The organism is Dyella sp. 01N448, from assembly GCF_056399225.1.
This window is the reverse complement of the sequence record NZ_JBFTQX010000020.1, coordinates 1-16619: the sequence shown is the minus strand read 5'-3', so window position 1 is coordinate 16619 and position 16619 is coordinate 1. Positions and strand designations below refer to the sequence as shown.

The 16619-nt window shown below is 64.2% G+C and carries 16 protein-coding genes and 1 riboswitch; of the genes, 13 read left to right on the top strand and 3 right to left on the bottom strand.

The features are described 5' to 3' along the window. Positions 1–112 precede the first annotated feature (112 nt). Positions 113–817 (bottom strand): ArsR/SmtB family transcription factor, encoded by a 705-nt coding sequence (locus tag AC1DKY_RS19780; RefSeq protein WP_441605371.1) that lies wholly within the window; start codon positions 815–817, stop codon positions 113–115. A gap of 89 nt (positions 818–906) precedes the next feature. Here AC1DKY_RS19780 and AC1DKY_RS19775 point away from each other — a divergent pair, with 89 nt between their 5' ends. Beyond that, positions 907–1539 (top strand): flavin reductase family protein, encoded by a 633-nt coding sequence (locus AC1DKY_RS19775; protein WP_441605370.1) that lies wholly within the window; start codon positions 907–909, stop codon positions 1537–1539. 81 nt (positions 1540–1620) lie between these two features. Then, entirely contained in the window at positions 1621–2607 is a 987-nt protein-coding gene (locus AC1DKY_RS19770; protein WP_441605369.1) for an NAD-dependent epimerase/dehydratase family protein, read from the top strand. Between the two features lie 21 nt (positions 2608–2628). Here AC1DKY_RS19770 and AC1DKY_RS19765 read toward each other — a convergent pair whose 3' ends face one another. Next, complete coding sequence (locus tag AC1DKY_RS19765) at positions 2629–2865, bottom strand: hypothetical protein (RefSeq protein WP_477180034.1); 237 nt, start codon at positions 2863–2865, stop codon at positions 2629–2631. Between the two features lie 225 nt (positions 2866–3090). Between AC1DKY_RS19765 and AC1DKY_RS19760 the strand changes: the two genes are divergently transcribed. The 7 genes from AC1DKY_RS19760 (at position 3091) to AC1DKY_RS19730 (ending at position 9454) form a co-directional block, all read left to right on the top strand. Further along, positions 3091–3726, top strand: a complete 636-nt coding sequence (locus tag AC1DKY_RS19760) for a YceI family protein (protein ID WP_441605367.1) — start codon at positions 3091–3093, stop codon at positions 3724–3726. Between the two features lie 14 nt (positions 3727–3740). Next, positions 3741–4415, top strand: a complete 675-nt coding sequence (locus tag AC1DKY_RS19755; protein WP_441605366.1) for a glutathione S-transferase family protein — start codon at positions 3741–3743, stop codon at positions 4413–4415. Between the two features lie 37 nt (positions 4416–4452). Next, a complete protein-coding gene (locus AC1DKY_RS19750) occupies positions 4453–4983 on the top strand; it encodes an SRPBCC family protein (RefSeq protein ID WP_441605365.1) in 531 nt (176 codons plus the stop codon). Between the two features lie 247 nt (positions 4984–5230). After that, positions 5231–5590 carry a hypothetical protein gene (locus AC1DKY_RS19745; protein WP_441605364.1) on the top strand — a complete coding sequence of 120 codons (360 nt, stop codon included), beginning with the start codon at positions 5231–5233 and terminating at the stop codon, positions 5588–5590. A gap of 308 nt (positions 5591–5898) precedes the next feature. Next, positions 5899–6249: a hypothetical protein gene (locus AC1DKY_RS19740; RefSeq protein WP_441605363.1), complete on the top strand. Its 351-nt coding sequence runs from the start codon at positions 5899–5901 to the stop codon at positions 6247–6249. A 134-nt stretch (positions 6250–6383) separates the two neighbouring features. Further along, positions 6384–8456 carry a M13 family metallopeptidase gene (locus AC1DKY_RS19735; protein ID WP_441605362.1) on the top strand — a complete coding sequence of 691 codons (2073 nt, stop codon included), beginning with the start codon at positions 6384–6386 and terminating at the stop codon, positions 8454–8456. Positions 8457–8608: 152 nt separating this feature from the next. Further along, positions 8609–9454, top strand: a complete 846-nt coding sequence (locus tag AC1DKY_RS19730; RefSeq protein ID WP_441605361.1) for an energy transducer TonB — start codon at positions 8609–8611, stop codon at positions 9452–9454. Between the two features lie 60 nt (positions 9455–9514). Here the strand turns inward: AC1DKY_RS19730 and AC1DKY_RS19725 are convergent, their stop codons facing one another. Continuing rightward, the gene (locus AC1DKY_RS19725; RefSeq protein ID WP_441605360.1) at positions 9515–10768 is read right to left on the bottom strand and encodes a cation:proton antiporter; all 1254 of its coding nucleotides are present in this window, start codon (positions 10766–10768) and stop codon (positions 9515–9517) included. 127 nt (positions 10769–10895) lie between these two features. Between AC1DKY_RS19725 and AC1DKY_RS19720 the strand changes: the two genes are divergently transcribed. The 4 genes from AC1DKY_RS19720 (at position 10896) to AC1DKY_RS19705 (ending at position 16050) form a co-directional block, all read left to right on the top strand. Continuing rightward, a complete protein-coding gene (locus AC1DKY_RS19720; protein WP_441605359.1) occupies positions 10896–11768 on the top strand; it encodes a type 1 glutamine amidotransferase domain-containing protein in 873 nt (290 codons plus the stop codon). A gap of 163 nt (positions 11769–11931) precedes the next feature. Next, positions 11932–12146, top strand: a riboswitch (cobalamin riboswitch). 150 nt (positions 12147–12296) lie between these two features. Then, positions 12297–14783 (top strand): ribonucleoside-diphosphate reductase subunit alpha, encoded by a 2487-nt coding sequence (locus AC1DKY_RS19715; RefSeq protein WP_441605358.1) that lies wholly within the window; start codon positions 12297–12299, stop codon positions 14781–14783. Positions 14784–14795: 12 nt separating this feature from the next. After that, the gene (locus AC1DKY_RS19710; protein WP_441605357.1) at positions 14796–15023 is read left to right on the top strand and encodes a hypothetical protein; all 228 of its coding nucleotides are present in this window, start codon (positions 14796–14798) and stop codon (positions 15021–15023) included. Between the two features lie 22 nt (positions 15024–15045). Next, a complete protein-coding gene (locus tag AC1DKY_RS19705; RefSeq protein ID WP_046972461.1) occupies positions 15046–16050 on the top strand; it encodes a ribonucleotide-diphosphate reductase subunit beta in 1005 nt (334 codons plus the stop codon). The last annotated feature ends 569 nt before the right edge of the window (positions 16051–16619 follow it).

Here is a 16619-nt window from a genome sequence, read left to right as displayed (position 1 = left end):
AGCGATCACCTACCCATGTAGGAGCGCACTTGTGCGCGACCCGCCAACGGAGCGGTGCACCTCAGCGCTGCGGTCGCGCACAAGTGCGCTCCTACAACGAAACGAAGCGCCTTCATCGGCGACTCTCCCATGGCACGCCGAGCCCGATCAAGCGGCGTAATCCGTCATCGCTGGGTTGCAACGCGCGGCTACCGGCACGGCGACGCAACCAGCCTGCGTCCAGCAAGGCGTCGGTGAGCGAAACACCGAGTGGGCCGCCCAGGTGCAGGCGGCGTTCGGTCCAGTCCAGACAGCTGCGTCCGGACAGTGGCAACAAGGCTTGCACGCGTGCGGCGTCGAGGCCGGCTTGCACCAGCGCTTGCGCACCGTCGTCCTGCAAGCGCATGCCTTCGCTCGCGGCTAGCAGGTAACCCTGCTGCAGCAGGGCATCGCACAAGCCCACGCCCAATCGTCCCGCAAGATGCCGATAGCAGGTGCGTGCCATGCGCAAGGGGCGATCGCCGCCGGTCGGATCAGGCAACACGGGTCGCGCGCGCGGCGCGGCCAGCGTTTCGATCAGCGCGGCTACGTCATCGTCGGCGAGCCGGTAATAGCGATGACGCCCCTGCTCCTGCACCGCCAGCAGGCCGCCCTCGAGCAGGCGCTTGAGATGCGCGCTTCCCGTCGCCGCACCCACACCGGCCGCGCGCGCCAGCTCGCCTGCCGGACGTGCCGTCCCGTCGATCAAGGCCAGCAACATGGCGGCGCGTGCCGGTTCGGCGAGCAGGGCGCCGATCTCGGCCAGCTGGTAGCGGCTTGGAGCGATCGCATCGTTCATGCGCGCAGTCTAGCGCGCCCGTTTCGCTGAACACTTCGACGCGCGGCGAAACGTTCAGCGGCATAGGCAACGACACTGAACTCATGGACATGCATCGCTACCCACATACCCGAGTCATCCACCCGTCCATTCTCTATTTCGGCACGCCGGTCGTGCTGATCACCACCTGCAACGAGGACGGCTCGACCAATATCACGCCGATGTCGTCCGCCTGGGCGCTGGCCGACCGCATCGTGATCGGTCTCGCCGGCGGCGGACAGGGCTTGGCCAACTTGCGGCGCGAGCGCGAATGCGTGCTGAACTTTGCCAGCGAAGACATGCACCGCGGCGTGGAGCGCATCGCCCCCACCACCGGCCGCGATCCTGTGCCCGGGTGGAAACAGGCCAACGGTTATCGTCACGAGGCAGACAAGATGGCGCTGGGCGGGTGGCACGCCGAGGCTTCCCTTTCGGTGAAACCGCCACGCATCGTGGACTGCCCGCTGCAAATGGAAGCGCGCGTGATGCTTGCGGTCGAGCGCCCCCTGGATGCCTGGCGCGATGGCGCCGGCGGCTACGCGATCATCGAGCTGGAAGCGCTGCATGTGCACGCGCATGAGGATGTGACGGTGGCCGGGACCCAGCACGTGGATCCACGGCGCTACCGTCCGCTGTTCTATCTGTTCCGCCATTACGTGGGACCGGGCAAACCGCTGGGCCGTACGTTTAAAGCGGAAGTTTGAGCGTTGGACGTGATGTTCATGCCGTGAAAACCGATGCTAGGATCAACTCCCATCTCAGCTCGATCGCGGTAGCGGCCCACTATGCGCATGCTTGTCACAGGCAGTTCGGGGCACCTGGGTGAGGCGTTGGCGCGCACCCTGCTTGAGCTCGGCCACGAAGTGATCGGGCTGGATGTGGTCGAGGGGCCCTACACCCAGCGGCTGGGTTCGATCTGCGACCGTGCCTTTGTGCGTCGCTGCATCGCGGGCTGCGCCACGGTGTTCCATCCCGCCACGCTGCACAAGCCGCATGTCGCCACGCACACTCGGCAGGATTTCATCGACGTGAACCTCACCGGCACGCTCAACCTGCTGGAGGAGGCAGTGGCCACCGGCGTGGAATCGTTCGTCTACACCAGCACCACCAGTGTGTTCGGCGACGCGCTGGCGCCGCCGGCCAGCGAGCCGGCGGTATGGGTGACCGAAGACACGCCCGCCGTGCCCAAGAACATCTACGGCGTCACCAAGGCGGCGGCCGAAGACCTGTGCCAGCTGTTTTCGCGCAACCAGGGGCTGTCGACCATGGTGCTGCGCACGTCGCGCTTCTTTCCCGAAGAAGACGACGACCGCTCGGTGCGCGCCCGCTATACCGACGGCAACCTCAAGGCCAACGAATTCCTCTACCGCCGCGTCGACATCGAAGACGTGGTGAGCGCGCATCTGCTGGCCGCGCGCCGCGCGCCAGCGCTCGGCTTTCGCCGCTACATCATCAGCGCCACCACGCCGTTCCTGCCGGAGGATCTGGCCACCTTGCGCGCGCATGCGCCGCTGATCGTGCGTCGACGCGTGCCCGGTTACGACGCCGTGTATGCACGACACGGCTGGAACATGGCCCAGGGCATCGACCGGGTCTACGTGAACCAGCGGGCGCGCGAGGAACTTGGCTGGGCGCCGCGCCATGATTTCGCTGCTGTGGTGGCTCGTCTCGAAGCGGGTGAGGACATCCGCAGCCCGCTGGCGAGGCTGATCGGTTCCAAGGGCTATCACGCGGACAGCTTCAGCGACGGTCCGTATCCCGTCGACGCCTGAGGCTTATCCGCCGATGCTGGCTCAACCCACGATGGCCAGCACCGCCGCCAGCCAGATGGCGACCACCCCACAGGCGAAGGCGCGGCGCGCGGGACGGATGCGTTCGGCGCTGTCGTCGACCACCGGCGTGGTGATGATCCACGGCACCGAAGCCAGCAAGGCGAAGCCCACAAAGGCCAACACGATCACGAAGATGTCGACGACGCGCCATGGCACCGGCTCGTGCACGCCCCAGTAACCCAGAAACGCCATCCCCATCGCGCACAGCGTGGCCGACGCGGAACACAACCCGACAACTGAACCTGTTGGCGCGCGCATGGCGTGGCCCCTTGGCGGAAGACGGTGCGGCGTACAGCCTACCGCAGCCGGCCGGCGAGAGCCCCTGCCGTCCGCGAGGCGCCGTGTCGAAATCCGCCCTGCCCGTTCGTCATAAGGGTGAGCGCGCCATAGCGGCGCCCGCCAGCCCCCTCGAAGGAGTCGACGATGTCCCTGCCCCATCGCACCACCACCGCCCTTGCCTGCGCCCTGCCATGCCTGACCGCCGCTGGCGCGGCCCATGCCGCCGCAGCGACCTATGTGATCGATCCGGCGCACACCTACCCCAGCTTCGAGGCCGATCACATGGGCGGACTCTCCACCTGGCGCGGCAAGTTCGACCGTAGCTCGGGCAAGGTCACGCTGGACAAGGCCGCCGGCAACGGCAGCGTGGATATCACGGTAGACGTCGCCAGCGTGGATTTCGGCCTGGACAAGTTGAACGATGCCGCGCGCGGCAACGAGCTGTTCGACGTGAGCAAGTACCCCACCGCTACTTACCGCGGCAAGCTCGCCGGTTTCGTCAACGGCGCGCCGACCAAGGTCGACGGCTCACTGACCCTGCACGGCGTGACGCGTCCACTGGAGCTCAGCATCAAGAGCTTCAAGTGCATGCCGCATCCGATGTACAAGCGCGAACTTTGCGGGGCCGACGCCTATGCCACCTTCAAGCGCGACGAGTTCGGCCTGGACAGCGGCAAGTCCTACGGCTTCAGCATGGAGGTAGTGCTGCGCATCCAGGTGGAAGCGCTGATCGACGACGGCAGCGCCGGCAAGGTTGCCCTCGCCGCGCCTGCCCACTGACCCGGGACGCCACCATGTCACTCACGCTCTATATGCATCCGCTGGCCTCGTACTGCCACAAGGTGTTGGTCGCGCTGTACGAAAACGACACGCCCTTTGATCCGCACGTGGTGGACCTGATGGACGAGTCCGCGCGCGACGCGTTCTACAAGCTGTGGCCGATCGGCAAGTTCCCGGTGCTCAACGACCATGCACGCGGCTGCCTGGTGCCCGAATCGAGCATCATCATCGAGTACCTCGCGCTGCACTATCCCGGCACCACCGCGCTGATTCCCCATGACGCCGATCAGGCCCGCGAAGTGCGCTTCCGCGATCGCTTCTTCGACCAGTACGTGAGCGAGCCGATGCAGAAGGTGATCACCGACCGCCTGCGCCCCAAGGCCGAGCGCGACCATCTGGGCGTGACGCAGGCGCGCGACAAGCTGCGCACGGCACTGGACCTGATCGAACTGGAATTTGCGCGTGACAACGGCAGCCGTCCGTGGGCTGCTGGCCAGCACTTCAGCATGGCCGACTGCGCCGCGTCGCCCGCGCTGTTCTACGCCAATCTGGTGATACCGCTGGAGGACGCGCACCCGCTGACGGCGGCATACCTGTTGCGGCTGATGCAGCGTCCGTCATTCGCACGCGTGCTGCATGAAGCACAGCCCTATATGCACATGGTTCCCATGGAAACGGCGGAAGCCTGACTTCCGCCCTTCGCTATCGACATCAAGGAAGCTCCCCATGCTCATCGCACTCATCGTTGTGTTGCTGCTTGTCGCCGTCGTGCTGATCATCGCGGCGATGCGGCCCGATCAATTCCGCATCGAACGCTCCGCATCGATCAAGGCCCCGCCGGAACGCATCTTTCCCTTCATCAATGAGCTGCACCGCTGGCAGTCGTGGTCGCCGTACGAGAAGAAGGACCCCACCATGCAGCGCACGTTTGAAGGCCCCTCGTCGGGTCCGGGCGCCACTTACGGCTGGAACGGCAACAAGAACATTGGCAGCGGCAGGATGGAGATCAGCGAATCGACGCCGTCCTCGCTCGTGCGCATCAAGCTGGAATTCTTTACGCCCTTCCAGGCCAGCAACACGGCCGAATTCGTGCTTGAGCCGCAGGGTGATGCCACGCGCGTGATCTGGGCCATGCAGGGGCGTTCGCCTTTCATGAGCAAGTTGATGGGCGTGGTCTTCAACTTCGACAAGATGGTCGGCAAGGATTTTGAAGAGGGCCTGCTCAACTTGCGCGCGCTGGCCGAGCGTCCTTCCTGATTGCGCGCTGCAACAGGCGCGCAACTCGACTGCGAAACTTACGCCGCGCCTAAGCAAGCCGGCTTGCTGCTGAACGATTTGCGGTGCGCGAGTGTTGAGCGTCAACCGCCTTGGAGAACCCTCGTTCTCCGGCCTAAGTCATCCCTCCTGGGGATGACTGCAGGGGTCACACGATCCACCATGCAGAGAGCTCGCGCTCTGGACGGTGACGCCTGTCCCAACCGTCGGACCTACGAGGACATCGCCCATGAAGAACGTTTTGTCGTCACGCTGCAGCCTGCTCGCCCTCGGTCTCGTCGCCGCCTTCGCCAGTGCCGGCGCCATGGCACAGACCAGCACCACCGATGTGCCGGGTCATCCGCGCGTCAACGAGGTGAACCAGCGCCTGGACAACCAGCAGAACCGCATCCAGAACGGCGTCGCCGACGGCCAGATGAATGCCAGGCAGGCCGCCCGCGATGAAAAGCAGGATGCCAATATCGCGCAGCGCGAAAGCCGCGACGAAGCCGAGCACGGCGGTCATCTCACCAAGCAGGAACAGAAGAACCTCAACAAGTCGCTGAACAAGGACAGCACCCGCATCCACAAACAGCGCACCGGCGGCTGATCGCCTCCGTCAGATCAGTGCAACGGCCCGGCCCCTGCCGGGCCGTTTGCATTTGGAAACCGGGCCGGCAGCGCCACGCGAAGCCCGATCGTGCTTTTTGGCAAACCCGACGTTCTTTTGGCAAACCCCGCAGGCGTGCTGGCGCGAATCTATACCTGCCAGCTCAACGACGTATGGCTTGAAAGATCCGCCGCTCCCGTCAACCGCTCCACGGTTCCCTCTACCGGCAAATATCAGCCATCCCGAACAAGGCCGCGATGTCGCCCAAGCGATACGCGCCCAACTTTCGAACCTGCGAGGAATCCACCATGAAGCACATCCGCTACGGCCTGATCGCCTTCGGCCTGGTCGCCGCCTTTGCCAGCGCCGCCGCCTCGGCACAAGACAGCCCGATCTATATCCCGGGCCATGGGCGCATCAACCAGGTGAACCAGCGTCTTGCCAACCAGCAGAATCGCATTGACGCCGGCATTGCCGATGGCCAGATCAACGCCCAGCAAGCCTTCCGCGACGAGCGCCAGGATTCCAACATCGCCGCCCGCGAAATGCGCGACATGGCCGAGCACGGCGGCCACCTGACCGCGGCGGAACAGCAGCACCTCAACCGGTCGCTCAATAACGACAGCGGCCGCATCCACTCCCAGCGCAACGGGTACTGATCCCCAGCCGCCAGTGAGGCCAGCGGCCCGGCCTGCCCGGGCTCCTGGCCGTGGCTGGACCACAACTTCCAGCACTGGCCGCACCCCGCCGTCGTGCCAGTATCCCGGGACCTTCATTGGGGCGGGAGTGGCGTATGGTCAGCAGGATTCTGGCGGCAGCGTGCGCATGTGCACTGAGCCTGGGCGTGGCTCACGCGGCCGATACGGCCACGGGCAAGCCGCAATACGGCGCATGGGGTTTCGACCAGGCGGGCGCCGATACCTCGGTCAAGCCCGGCAACGACTTCTTCCGTTACGCCAATGGCACCTGGCTGGATCACACGCCGATTCCTGCCGACAAGCCGGCCGTCAGCCTGCGACTGGCCATGACCGACCTCACTGAGCAGCGTCTGCACGAGCTGATGGAGGCCGCGGCGCGGGACAAGACCAACGGCGCCTCAATCGAAGGCAAGGTCGGCGCGTTCTATCAATCGTTCATGGATCAGGCCCGCGTCGATGCGCTGGGCGCCAAGCCAATCGCGCCGCAACTGGACGCCGTCAAGCAGGCCACCACGCGCGACGCGCAGGCGGCGCTGATGGGTCGCAGCGGCCTGGATTTCGAAGGATCACTGTTCAACATCTATTTCGATGTCGACCTGAAAGACACCAATCGCTACGCCGTCTACGTATCGCAGGCAGGTCTCGGCCTGCCCGACCGCGACTACTACCTCAAGCCAGAATTTGCCAAGCAGAAAGCGGCCTACCAGGCGTACGTGACGCAGCTGCTTACCCTGGCCGGATGGCCACAACCGGAAGCTGCCGCCAAGGATGTGCTGGCCTTCGAAACCGCCATCGCGCAGGCCAGCATCAGCAAGGTCGAGCAACGCGATCCGGTGGCGATGTACAACCCGATGAGCATAAGCGACCTGCAGAAGCTCGCGCCCGGCTTTGCGTGGAATGATTTCCTCAAGTCCGCCCAACTCGACCAGCGCAAGCAGCTCGTGGTGATGGAAAAGACCGCGTTTCCCCAGCTCGCGGCGCTGTATGCGAAGACGCCCGTCGCCACCATCCAGGCGTGGCAGGCCGCACGCATTGCCGACAACGCGGCGTACTACCTCTCGACGCCCTTCCAGCAGGCGTACTTCGAGATGCACGACAAGACCCTCGCCGGCCAGCAGCAGATGGAAGTGCTGTGGAAGCGCGGCGTGCATGCGGTATCCGGCGGCGACTGCGGCGCCGGCGATCGCCTCGCCTGCTTCGGCAATCTGGGCTGGGCCGTGGGCCAGCTGTATACCGACAAGTATTTCCCCGCCTCCTCGAAAGCCAAGATCGAAGCGCTGGTGGCCAACCTCAAGGCCGCCTATCGCGTGCGCATCGAACACCTCGACTGGATGGGCCCGGCAACACGCAAGGAAGCCCTGAAGAAGCTCGACACTTACACCATCAAGGTGGGCTACCCCGATCATCCGCGCGACTATTCGAAAGTCACCATGCGCAGCGATGATCTTGCCGGCAACGTATTGCGCGCGGCGCAAGCCGACTGGTCGTTCAATGTCGATCGCCTGGACAAGCCGGTCGACCGCAGTGACTGGAGCATGACGCCGCAGACCAATGACGCGTACAACGGCTCGCTGCGCGACATCGTATTTCCCGCGGCGATCCTGCAACCGCCGATCTTCGATCCCAACGCCGACCCGGCCATCAACTACGGCGCCATTGGCGGCGTGATCGGCCACGAACTCACCCATGGTTTCGACGACCAGGGCCGCAAGATCGACGCCAGCGGCGCGCTGCGCGACTGGTGGACACCCGCCGACGCCAAGGCCTTCGACGAACGCGCCAAGAAACTCGGCGCGCAGTACGACGCGTTCGAACCGCTGCCCGGCGTGCATATCAACGGCAACCTCACCATGGGCGAGAACATCGCCGACCTCGGCGGCCTCACCCTCGCACTCGACGCCTACCACGCGTCACTGCACGGCAAACCCGCACCCGTGCTCGATGGTCTTACTGGCGACCAGCGCGTCTTCATCGGCTGGGCCCAGGCTTGGCGCGGCAAGCTCACCGACGACGCCATCCGCCGCCAGGTCACCAGCGATCCACACTCACCGCGCAAGTTCCGCGTGAATGGGCCGGTGCACAACATCGATGGGTGGTATCAGGCGTTTGGCGTGCAGCCGGGGGATGCGTTGTATCTGGATCCGAAGGAGCGGGTGCGGATCTGGTGAACGTCTCCGACGACAAGCATGTGAGCTCTGCCGGCTGACTGCAGTGGCTTGAGAAAGCCACGGGAATGCCGGCAAGCCGCCCGGCGCGGCACATTGCTGCGCCTGATCGCCATGACTAGACTGCGGCCATATTCCGGGAGGGGGAATGCGTCATGGCTCGTTGGGGTTCGGCTGCCTTCGTGGCGGCCATGTTGCTGCTGGCGTCGTCGGTCCACGCGACCAGTCCGAAGGATCCCATCGAAGCCAGCATGCTGTTGAGTGGAACCGTCGAAGTTCTTCCTGACGGAAAGGTTGGCAGCTACGCGCTGTACAAGGCAGAAAAGCTGCCGCCTGCTGTCCTGGATCTCATAAAGCGCGTCGCGCCGACCTGGAAATTCGAGCTCGGCGAGGCCCATACGGCACCGTTTCAGGAAAGAATGTCGCTGCGCATCGTCGCTACCAACGCCGACGATCGCCACATGACGTTACGCGTTGCCAGCGCCGATTTCAGCGACAAGGACGAGGCGGAAGGTGCGACGATCACGTGGGCACGTCGTGTGCCGCCCGTCTATCCATCGCTTTCTCGCAACAACAACGTCTCCGGCACGGTTTATCTCCTCGTCCGTGTCGGTCAAGACGGCAAAGTCACCGATGTGAGCGCCGAACAAGTCAATCTCGGCGTCTCCGTACCAAGCGCTGCGCGGATGGCCGAATTTCGCGAAGACCTTGCCCACGCTGCCATCAAAGCGTCGAGATACTGGAAGTTTCAACTGCCCACATCGGGCAACCTGGTACAAGCGCCCTATTGGGACGCGCGGATACCCGTGGGCTTCATAATGAGCAGCGGCTCGGAGACGCCGTATGGCGAGTGGGACGTGTACGTGCCGGGTCCCCGTGAGCACATCGCCTGGGCTGAGGATTCTGCGCTAGTCGCAGAAGCGCCCGATGCCATTCCTGACGGCTCGATCCATCTGCTGGGAAGTGGCACACATTTGATTTCACAGACAGCGCCCAACTGAGTTATCGACACACGGAACGCCACTCGCCGGAGTTCCTTTGGGCATCGCCGCTAAGCGCGGTCAGCTCGAACTGGGCTCGTCCACCGAACGCGCGCCTGCATCGACATGAAACGCCGACACCATCGGCGTCGTCATCATCGTCGTCACAATCGCCATCACCAGCAGGATGGTGAACATCGCACTGTTGATCACGCCCGCATCGAGGCCAACCTTGATGACGATGAGCTCCATCATGCCGCGCGCATTCATCAGCGAGCCGATGGTAAGGCTGTCGCGCCAGTTCTGACCGGAGAGGCGTGCGCCAGCTGTGCCGCCGATCAATTTGCCGGCCACCGAAACAGCGAGCACGAGCAACAAGGCGATGCCTGCTCCGCCGGTCAGCAGCTTCGAACTGGTGCTCAGTCCGGCCAGCACGAAGAACACCGGCAACAACGCGGCAATGGTGACGCGTTCAACGCGATCGATCAGGTTTTCCAGCAGGCGATCGTCGCGCGGCAGGCAGGCGCCGAACAGGAACGCACCGAATACCGCATGCAGGTTCAGCCATTCGGTGATGGCTGCGCAACCGAAGGCGCCGGCCAGCAGGAAGGCCAGCACCGCGCCGTCGGCATTGCCGTCCGGCGCGTGACGCGCCAACAGCTTTGCGCATAACGGGCGCAGCACGAACCAGGTCAGCACGAGCAAGGCGGCCAGGCCGATCATGGTGCGCCAGAACGGCGCCCAGTCGCCATGTGCGCTGATCAGCGCCACCACGAAGGCCAACATGATCCAGGCCAGCACGTCGGCCACCGCTGCTGCCGCGATGCCGAGGCGGCCGGGCAGCGACTCGGTGATACCGCGCTCCTTCACGATGCGCGCCATCACGGGCAATGCGGTGATCGCACACGCGGTGGCAAAGAACAAGGTAAAGCCCAGTCGACTGATGCCTGGCGGCGCATAGTCCACATACAGCCATGGCGCGGCGAGCAAGGCGAGCGCGACAGGAATCACGATGGCCAGCCCGCCGATCCACGCCGCCGGTCGCAGCAGACCACCCTGCGCACTGGCCGGCACGCGCAACTCCGCACCCACCACCGTCATGAACAACACCAGGCCCAGCGTGCTGAGGCTCTGCAGGTTGCCGAGGCTGTCGATGGGAAACAGCTGCTGCTGCCACTCCGGTGCGATGGCGCCGAACACGATCGGGCCCAACGCGAGACCTGCCAGCATTTCGCCAACAACTGCCGGCTGGCCGATGCGCCTCGCGAGCGCAGCGATAAGCCGCGACACCACGATGATCACCAGCAGTTGGACGAGCAGCAGCGGATGGCCCATGGATTTCCCGGTGAAATAGAGGGCCGAACGGCCAAGCCCGGAGCTTGCCTTGTATGTGCGGTGACCCGCAACATGCGTCGATCACGTCATCCGCCAGGATGCGCCCACATCGAAGGACGCCCGTCGCATGGCCCACGTACTCATCCCCGTTCCGCATCAGGACTTCGATCCCAGCGAAGTCGCGGTGCCCTGGCGCGTCCTCATCGAAGCGGGACATCGCGCGACGTTCGCCACGCCCGATGGCCGGGTGGCCAGCGCCGATCCCATCATGTTGAGTGGGGAAGGGCTGGATCCCTGGGGTTTTGTGCCCGGTTTGCGCAAGCTGCGCTTGTTCGGCTTGCTGTTGCGCGCCAATGCCGATGCGCGGCGCGATTACGCGGCGCTTGAGAAGGATGTGGCGTTCAACGCCCCGATCGCCTGGGATGCCATCGATGCCGAACGCTTCGACGGCTTGCTGCTGCCGGGCGGACATTGCGCGCGCGGCGTTCGCGAGTATCTGGAAAGCGAGCAGCTGCAGCGCGTGACGGCTGCCTTCTTCACCGCAGACAAACCGGTGGCTGCGATTTGCCATGGCGTCGCACTGGCGGCGCGCAGCCGCGGTGCGGACGGTCGCTCCGTGCTGCATGGGCGGCGCACCACCGCCCTCACCTGGGCGCTGGAAAAGTCCGCGTGGTCGCTCACCCGCATCACGCGCTTCTGGGATCCGGACTACTACCGCACCTATCCCGACGGCGCGGGCCAGCCAGCGGGTTATATGTCCGTCCAGCAGGAAGTGACGCGTGCGTTGGCCAGTCCCGACGATTTCCTCGACGTACCCCAGGACGCCACCGACCATCAGCGCAAGACCTCCGGCCTGGTACGCGACAGCGACACGGACGACACGCCCGCCTTCGTCGTACGCGATCGCAATTACGTGTCGGCCCGCTGGCCGGGCGACGTGCACCGGTTCGCCCGTGAATTCGCAGCCCTCCTTGAGACGCAGGCCGAAACGCGCCTTTGAGACGCTTTTGGGAGAGGCGGCACTTGCACTGGCCGAGAGTCGCCGCAGCGACCTCCCCTATGAAAATTTCCTAGCAATTCCTAACTCCGCCCCCATCTTGGAGTTTTCGGGCTTATCCACGGTCAATCCACAATCTGTTGGGTTGACCGACCCGGTGTAGCCCGATATGTTGTGCCTCGTCGGTGCCACTCTCAGACCTACGGTCGGAATGGCTTAATAGGGAACTCCGGTGCAAATCCGGGACTGCCCCGCAGCGGTAAGTGGAAACGAAAGCCCCCATCGCACTGGCCCTCGGCGGCTGGGAAGCGGGGGCAACTAGGCCGGGCCTCACCGCCCACGTCCACGAGTCCGAAGACCTGCCGGCACATCAGGGCCCAACGCCCTGGTGCGTAGTGACGGCTTCCGCGGGGAAGCGCGTCGATGCGCGGGGCGGCTGCCCTGCTGCTCGACCGTCCGCGAAACGTCACCTTTTTTCAGCCCTGCGCGCGGGAGCAGGCGGTTGATGACCAAGCTTGGAGCGAAGTCGCGATGCAACCTATCGATACCACCGGGCGCGAACGTGCAGACGATCGTGCCGACCCTGCTTTTTCCACCGACACCGCCGTGGCCGACGCGCCGCGCACGGACGCGCCGTTCGCGCTGACCCCGCCGCACAACCCCGGCCAGATGCGCGTGACCAAGCGCAGCGGCCGCCAGGAAGTGGTGGACGTGAACAAGATCGTCCGCGCCGTCACCCGCAGCAGCGAAGGCCTGCATGGGGTCGATCCCATGCGCGTGGCGCTCAAGACCATCGGCGGCCTGTATGACGGCGCCACCACGCAGGAGCTGGATCAGCTATCGATCCGCACGGCCGCTGCGCTCACCGCCGAAGAACCCGAATACGGCCAGCTCGCCGCGCGCCTGCTGGGCGCCTTCATCGACAAGGAAGTGAGCGGCCAGGAAATCCAGAGCTTCTCGCAGTCCATCGCGCGCGGCGCGGAACTGGGCATCCTCAACGAACGCCTGCGCGACTTCGTGCAGATCAATGCGCGCAAGCTCAACGACGCGATCGACCCGCTCGCCACGCGCCGCTTCGAATACTTCGGCCTGCGCACAGTGTACGACCGCTACCTGCTGCGCCATCCGCAGCTGCGCAAGGTGATCGAAACGCCGCAGCATTTCTTCATGCGCATCGCCTGCGCGCTCGGCGGCAACGAGATCGGCGAGACGCTGGAGTTGTATCGCCTGCTCTCCTCGCTGGAATACATCGCCAGCTCGCCGACGCTGTTCAATGCAGGTACGGCGCATGAGCAGCTCAGCTCGTGCTTCCTGCTCGACTCGCCGCTGGATTCGCTTGAATCCATCTACGAGAAGTACGGCGACGTGGCCAAGCTCAGCAAGTTCGCCGGCGGCATTGGCCTGGCCTACTCGCGCGTGCGTTCGCGCGGCTCGCTGATCAAGGGCACCAACGGCCATTCCAACGGCCTGGTGCCGTGGCTGAAGACGCTGGACGCCTCCGTCGCCGCGGTGAATCAGGGCGGCAAGCGCAAGGGCGCGGCCTGCGTGTACCTGGAGCCGTGGCACGGCGACATCGAGGAATTCCTCGAGTTGCGCGACAACACGGGCGACGACGCGCGCCGTACGCACAACCTCAACCTGGCCAACTGGATTCCCGACGAATTCATGCGCCGCGTGGAGAACGACGGCGACTGGTCGCTGTTCGATCCCAAGGTGGTGCCGCACTTCGTCGACAGCTGGGGCGAGACCTTCGAGAAGGCTTATCGCGAAGCCGAAGCCGCCGGCCTGGCCGTGAAGACGGTGAAGGCGCGCGAGCTGTACGCCCGCATGCTGCGCACGCTGGCGCAGACCGGCAATGGCTGGATGACCTTCAAGGATCGCAGCAACGCCACCAGCAACCAGACGGCGAAGGCGGAAAACGTCATCCACCTGTCGAACCTGTGCACCGAAATCCTGGAAGTCACCAATGCCGACGAAACGGCGGTGTGCAACCTGGGCTCGGTGAACCTGTCGCGCCACGTGGTGGACGGTCAGTTCGATTTCGACAAGCTCGCCGGCACGGTGCGTACGGCTGTGCGTCAGCTCGATCGCGTGATCGACCTGAACTTCTACCCGATCGACACCGCCAAGGTCGCCAACAACAAGTGGCGTCCGGTGGGCCTGGGCGTGATGGGCTTGCAGGACGTGTTCTTCAAGCTGCGCCTGGCGTTCGATTCAGCCGAAGCGCTGGCGCTTTCGACGCGCATCGCGGAAGAGATCTACTTCAACGCGCTGTCGCAGTCGAACGAGCTGGCGATGGAGCACGGCGCGCATCCTGGCTTTGCGGAAACCCGCGCGGCCAATGGCGAGCTGCAGTTCGACTACTGGACCAATGCGCAGCCGAACGATGTGGCACGCTGGGATGCGTTGCGCGAGTCGATCAAGGCCAAGGGCTTGCGCAATTCGTTGCTGATCGCCATTGCGCCGACCGCGACCATCGCTTCGATTGCCGGCTGCTACGAGTGCATCGAGCCGCAGGTGAGCAACCTGTTCAAGCGCGAGACGCTTTCGGGCGACTTCCTGGTGGTGAACCGCTACCTGGTGGAAGAGCTGAAGACGCTGGGCCTGTGGACCAGCGAAATCCGCGACGCCATCAAGCTGGCGGAAGGCTCGATCCAGGGCATCGCCGCCATTCCGGAACGCCTGCGCCTGATTTATCGCACGGTGTGGGAGCTGCCGCAGAAGGCACTGATCGATCTGGGCGCCGCCCGCGGTGCGTACATCGACCAGAGCCAGTCGCTGAACCTGTTCATGGAAAACCCGAACATCGGCCAGCTCAGCTCCATGTACATGTACGCATGGAAATCCGGCATCAAGACCACCTACTACCTGCGCTCGCGTCCGGCCACCAAGATCACCAAGACCACGGTGTCGGCCGCGCCGGTGGCGAAGCCCGCACCGGTCGAGGAGCAGGAAGAGGCGACGGCGGCAGTGTTCTGCTCGCTGGAGAATCCGGAGTACTGCGAGGCCTGTCAGTAAGAAGGCGCCACGATGAAGCCCTACCGGAACCTCAGCGGCAAATCCGGGGTCGCCAGCTACGAAGCTGGCAAGGGCTACATCCGGGTTCGTTTCGTCAAGGACGGACTCTACGAATACACCGACGCAACACCCGGGCGCCTGCATGTGAAGAACATGCAGGCGCTCGCCGAGGCAGGCCTTGGCCTGTCCACCTATATCAGCCGCTTCGTGCGCGACCGCTACGCGCGCAAGCTGGATTGAGCAGCACGCACCGAGGAACACCATGTCGAACATTCTTGATCCAGGCTTTGAACTCACCTTGCGCCCGATGCGCTACCCCGAGTTCTACGAGATGTATCGCAACGCGATCAAGAACACGTGGACGGTGGAGGAAGTGGATTTCTCGCTGGACGTGACCGATCTCAAATCCAAGATGTCCGATGCGGATCGTCACCTGATCCATCGCCTGGTCGCGTTCTTCGCCACCGGCGACACCATCGTGTCGAACAACCTGGTGCTCAACCTTTACCAGCACATCAATGCGCCCGAAGCGCGCATGTATCTGTCGCGCCAGCTGTATGAGGAAGCACTGCATGTGCAGTTCTACCTCACCCTGCTCGACACCTATATTCCGGACCCGACCGAGCGCAACAAGGCGTTTGACGCGATCGAGAACATCCCGTCGATCCGCCAGAAGGGCGAGTTCTGCTTCAAGTGGATCGACTCCATCCAGGGCCTGCAGCGTCTGGAGACCCGTGAGCATCGCCGCCAGTTCCTGCTCAACCTGATCTGTTTTGCGGCGTGCATTGAGGGCCTGTTCTTCTACGCCGCGTTTGCCTACGTCTACTTCCTGCGTTCGCGCGGCCTGCTGCATGGCCTTGCCTCGGGCACCAACTGGGTGTTCCGCGACGAGTCTGGCCATATGGCGTTTGCGTTTGACGTGGTACGCACGGTGCGCTCCGAAGAGCCCGAGCTGTTCGACGAAGAGATGCGTGCGCAGGTCGAGGCCATGCTCGAAGAAGCCATCGCCTGCGAAACGCAGTTCGCTGAAGACGTACTGTCCGGCGGCGTGGCCGGTCTTTCGCCGAAGGAAATGCGCCAGTACCTGGAGTACTGCGCCGACCAGCGCCTCGTGCAGCTGGATATGCCCAAGAAGTACGGCTCGAAGAATCCGTTCGACTTCATGGATCTGCAGGATGTGCAGGAAGTGACCAACTTCTTTGAGCGTCGTGTGTCGGCGTATCAGGTGGGTGTGCAGGGGGATGTGGCGTTTGACATGGCGTTTTGATGGGCGGCGGGTTTGCGGTTTACGTTTCAGCTCGCGTAGGTTGAAATTTGGATCTCGCTTGTTGTCTCGGCGAGACCTGCTTTTTGTTCGTCATCCCGGCGCAGGCCGGAGGCGCTTTTCAACAGCCTCATGGATGGTCATTCAGGGCCTCGGTCTTCGGTTGCCGCCTTGAGGCCAGGGTGCCGCCTACGCGGCGGGCGTTTCGAACGGCTGCCGCCGCTCGAGTCACTTTTCTCTTGCTGGCCCAAGAGATCCCTCGGGACTAGCTTCGCGTCGAAAGTAACCCAAAGAGAATGGCCTGATAACGCCCGCAGCATGGTGTTGGGATAAGCCCGAGCGCTCGAGGCGCGTGGTTGTGGGACAACCTCCGAGGGTACACAGGGGGTACCTCAAAGCGCTGCGCAACGCGCCCGAATCGCTGAGGACTTAAAGCGGGGCCTCGCTGCGCATCGGCTTTGGGCATCGCTCCGTCCTTTGCCGCGCCTGCCGCTTGTCTGTGGGAGCGCACCCTGTGCGCGACAGCCACGCCTGGGTGTACCGCTCCGTCACGCCTGGGTGTACCGCTCCGT

What these genes read in the sequence shown, in the direction of transcription:
- AC1DKY_RS19780 (WP_441605371.1), bottom strand. Translation starts at nt 817, where the DNA reads ATGAACGATGCGATCGCTCCAAGCCGCTACCAGCTGGCCGAGATCGGC.
- AC1DKY_RS19775 (WP_441605370.1), top strand. Translation starts at nt 907, where the DNA reads ATGCATCGCTACCCACATACCCGAGTCATCCACCCGTCCATTCTCTAT.
- AC1DKY_RS19770 (WP_441605369.1), top strand. Translation starts at nt 1,621, where the DNA reads ATGCGCATGCTTGTCACAGGCAGTTCGGGGCACCTGGGTGAGGCGTTG.
- AC1DKY_RS19765 (WP_477180034.1), bottom strand. Translation starts at nt 2,865, where the DNA reads ATGGGGATGGCGTTTCTGGGTTACTGGGGCGTGCACGAGCCGGTGCCA.
- AC1DKY_RS19760 (WP_441605367.1), top strand. Translation starts at nt 3,091, where the DNA reads ATGTCCCTGCCCCATCGCACCACCACCGCCCTTGCCTGCGCCCTGCCA.
- AC1DKY_RS19755 (WP_441605366.1), top strand. Translation starts at nt 3,741, where the DNA reads ATGTCACTCACGCTCTATATGCATCCGCTGGCCTCGTACTGCCACAAG.
- AC1DKY_RS19750 (WP_441605365.1), top strand. Translation starts at nt 4,453, where the DNA reads ATGCTCATCGCACTCATCGTTGTGTTGCTGCTTGTCGCCGTCGTGCTG.
- AC1DKY_RS19745 (WP_441605364.1), top strand. Translation starts at nt 5,231, where the DNA reads ATGAAGAACGTTTTGTCGTCACGCTGCAGCCTGCTCGCCCTCGGTCTC.
- AC1DKY_RS19740 (WP_441605363.1), top strand. Translation starts at nt 5,899, where the DNA reads ATGAAGCACATCCGCTACGGCCTGATCGCCTTCGGCCTGGTCGCCGCC.
- AC1DKY_RS19735 (WP_441605362.1), top strand. Translation starts at nt 6,384, where the DNA reads ATGGTCAGCAGGATTCTGGCGGCAGCGTGCGCATGTGCACTGAGCCTG.
- AC1DKY_RS19730 (WP_441605361.1), top strand. Translation starts at nt 8,609, where the DNA reads ATGGCTCGTTGGGGTTCGGCTGCCTTCGTGGCGGCCATGTTGCTGCTG.
- AC1DKY_RS19725 (WP_441605360.1), bottom strand. Translation starts at nt 10,768, where the DNA reads ATGGGCCATCCGCTGCTGCTCGTCCAACTGCTGGTGATCATCGTGGTG.
- AC1DKY_RS19720 (WP_441605359.1), top strand. Translation starts at nt 10,896, where the DNA reads ATGGCCCACGTACTCATCCCCGTTCCGCATCAGGACTTCGATCCCAGC.
- AC1DKY_RS19715 (WP_441605358.1), top strand. Translation starts at nt 12,297, where the DNA reads ATGCAACCTATCGATACCACCGGGCGCGAACGTGCAGACGATCGTGCC.
- AC1DKY_RS19710 (WP_441605357.1), top strand. Translation starts at nt 14,796, where the DNA reads ATGAAGCCCTACCGGAACCTCAGCGGCAAATCCGGGGTCGCCAGCTAC.
- AC1DKY_RS19705 (WP_046972461.1), top strand. Translation starts at nt 15,046, where the DNA reads ATGTCGAACATTCTTGATCCAGGCTTTGAACTCACCTTGCGCCCGATG.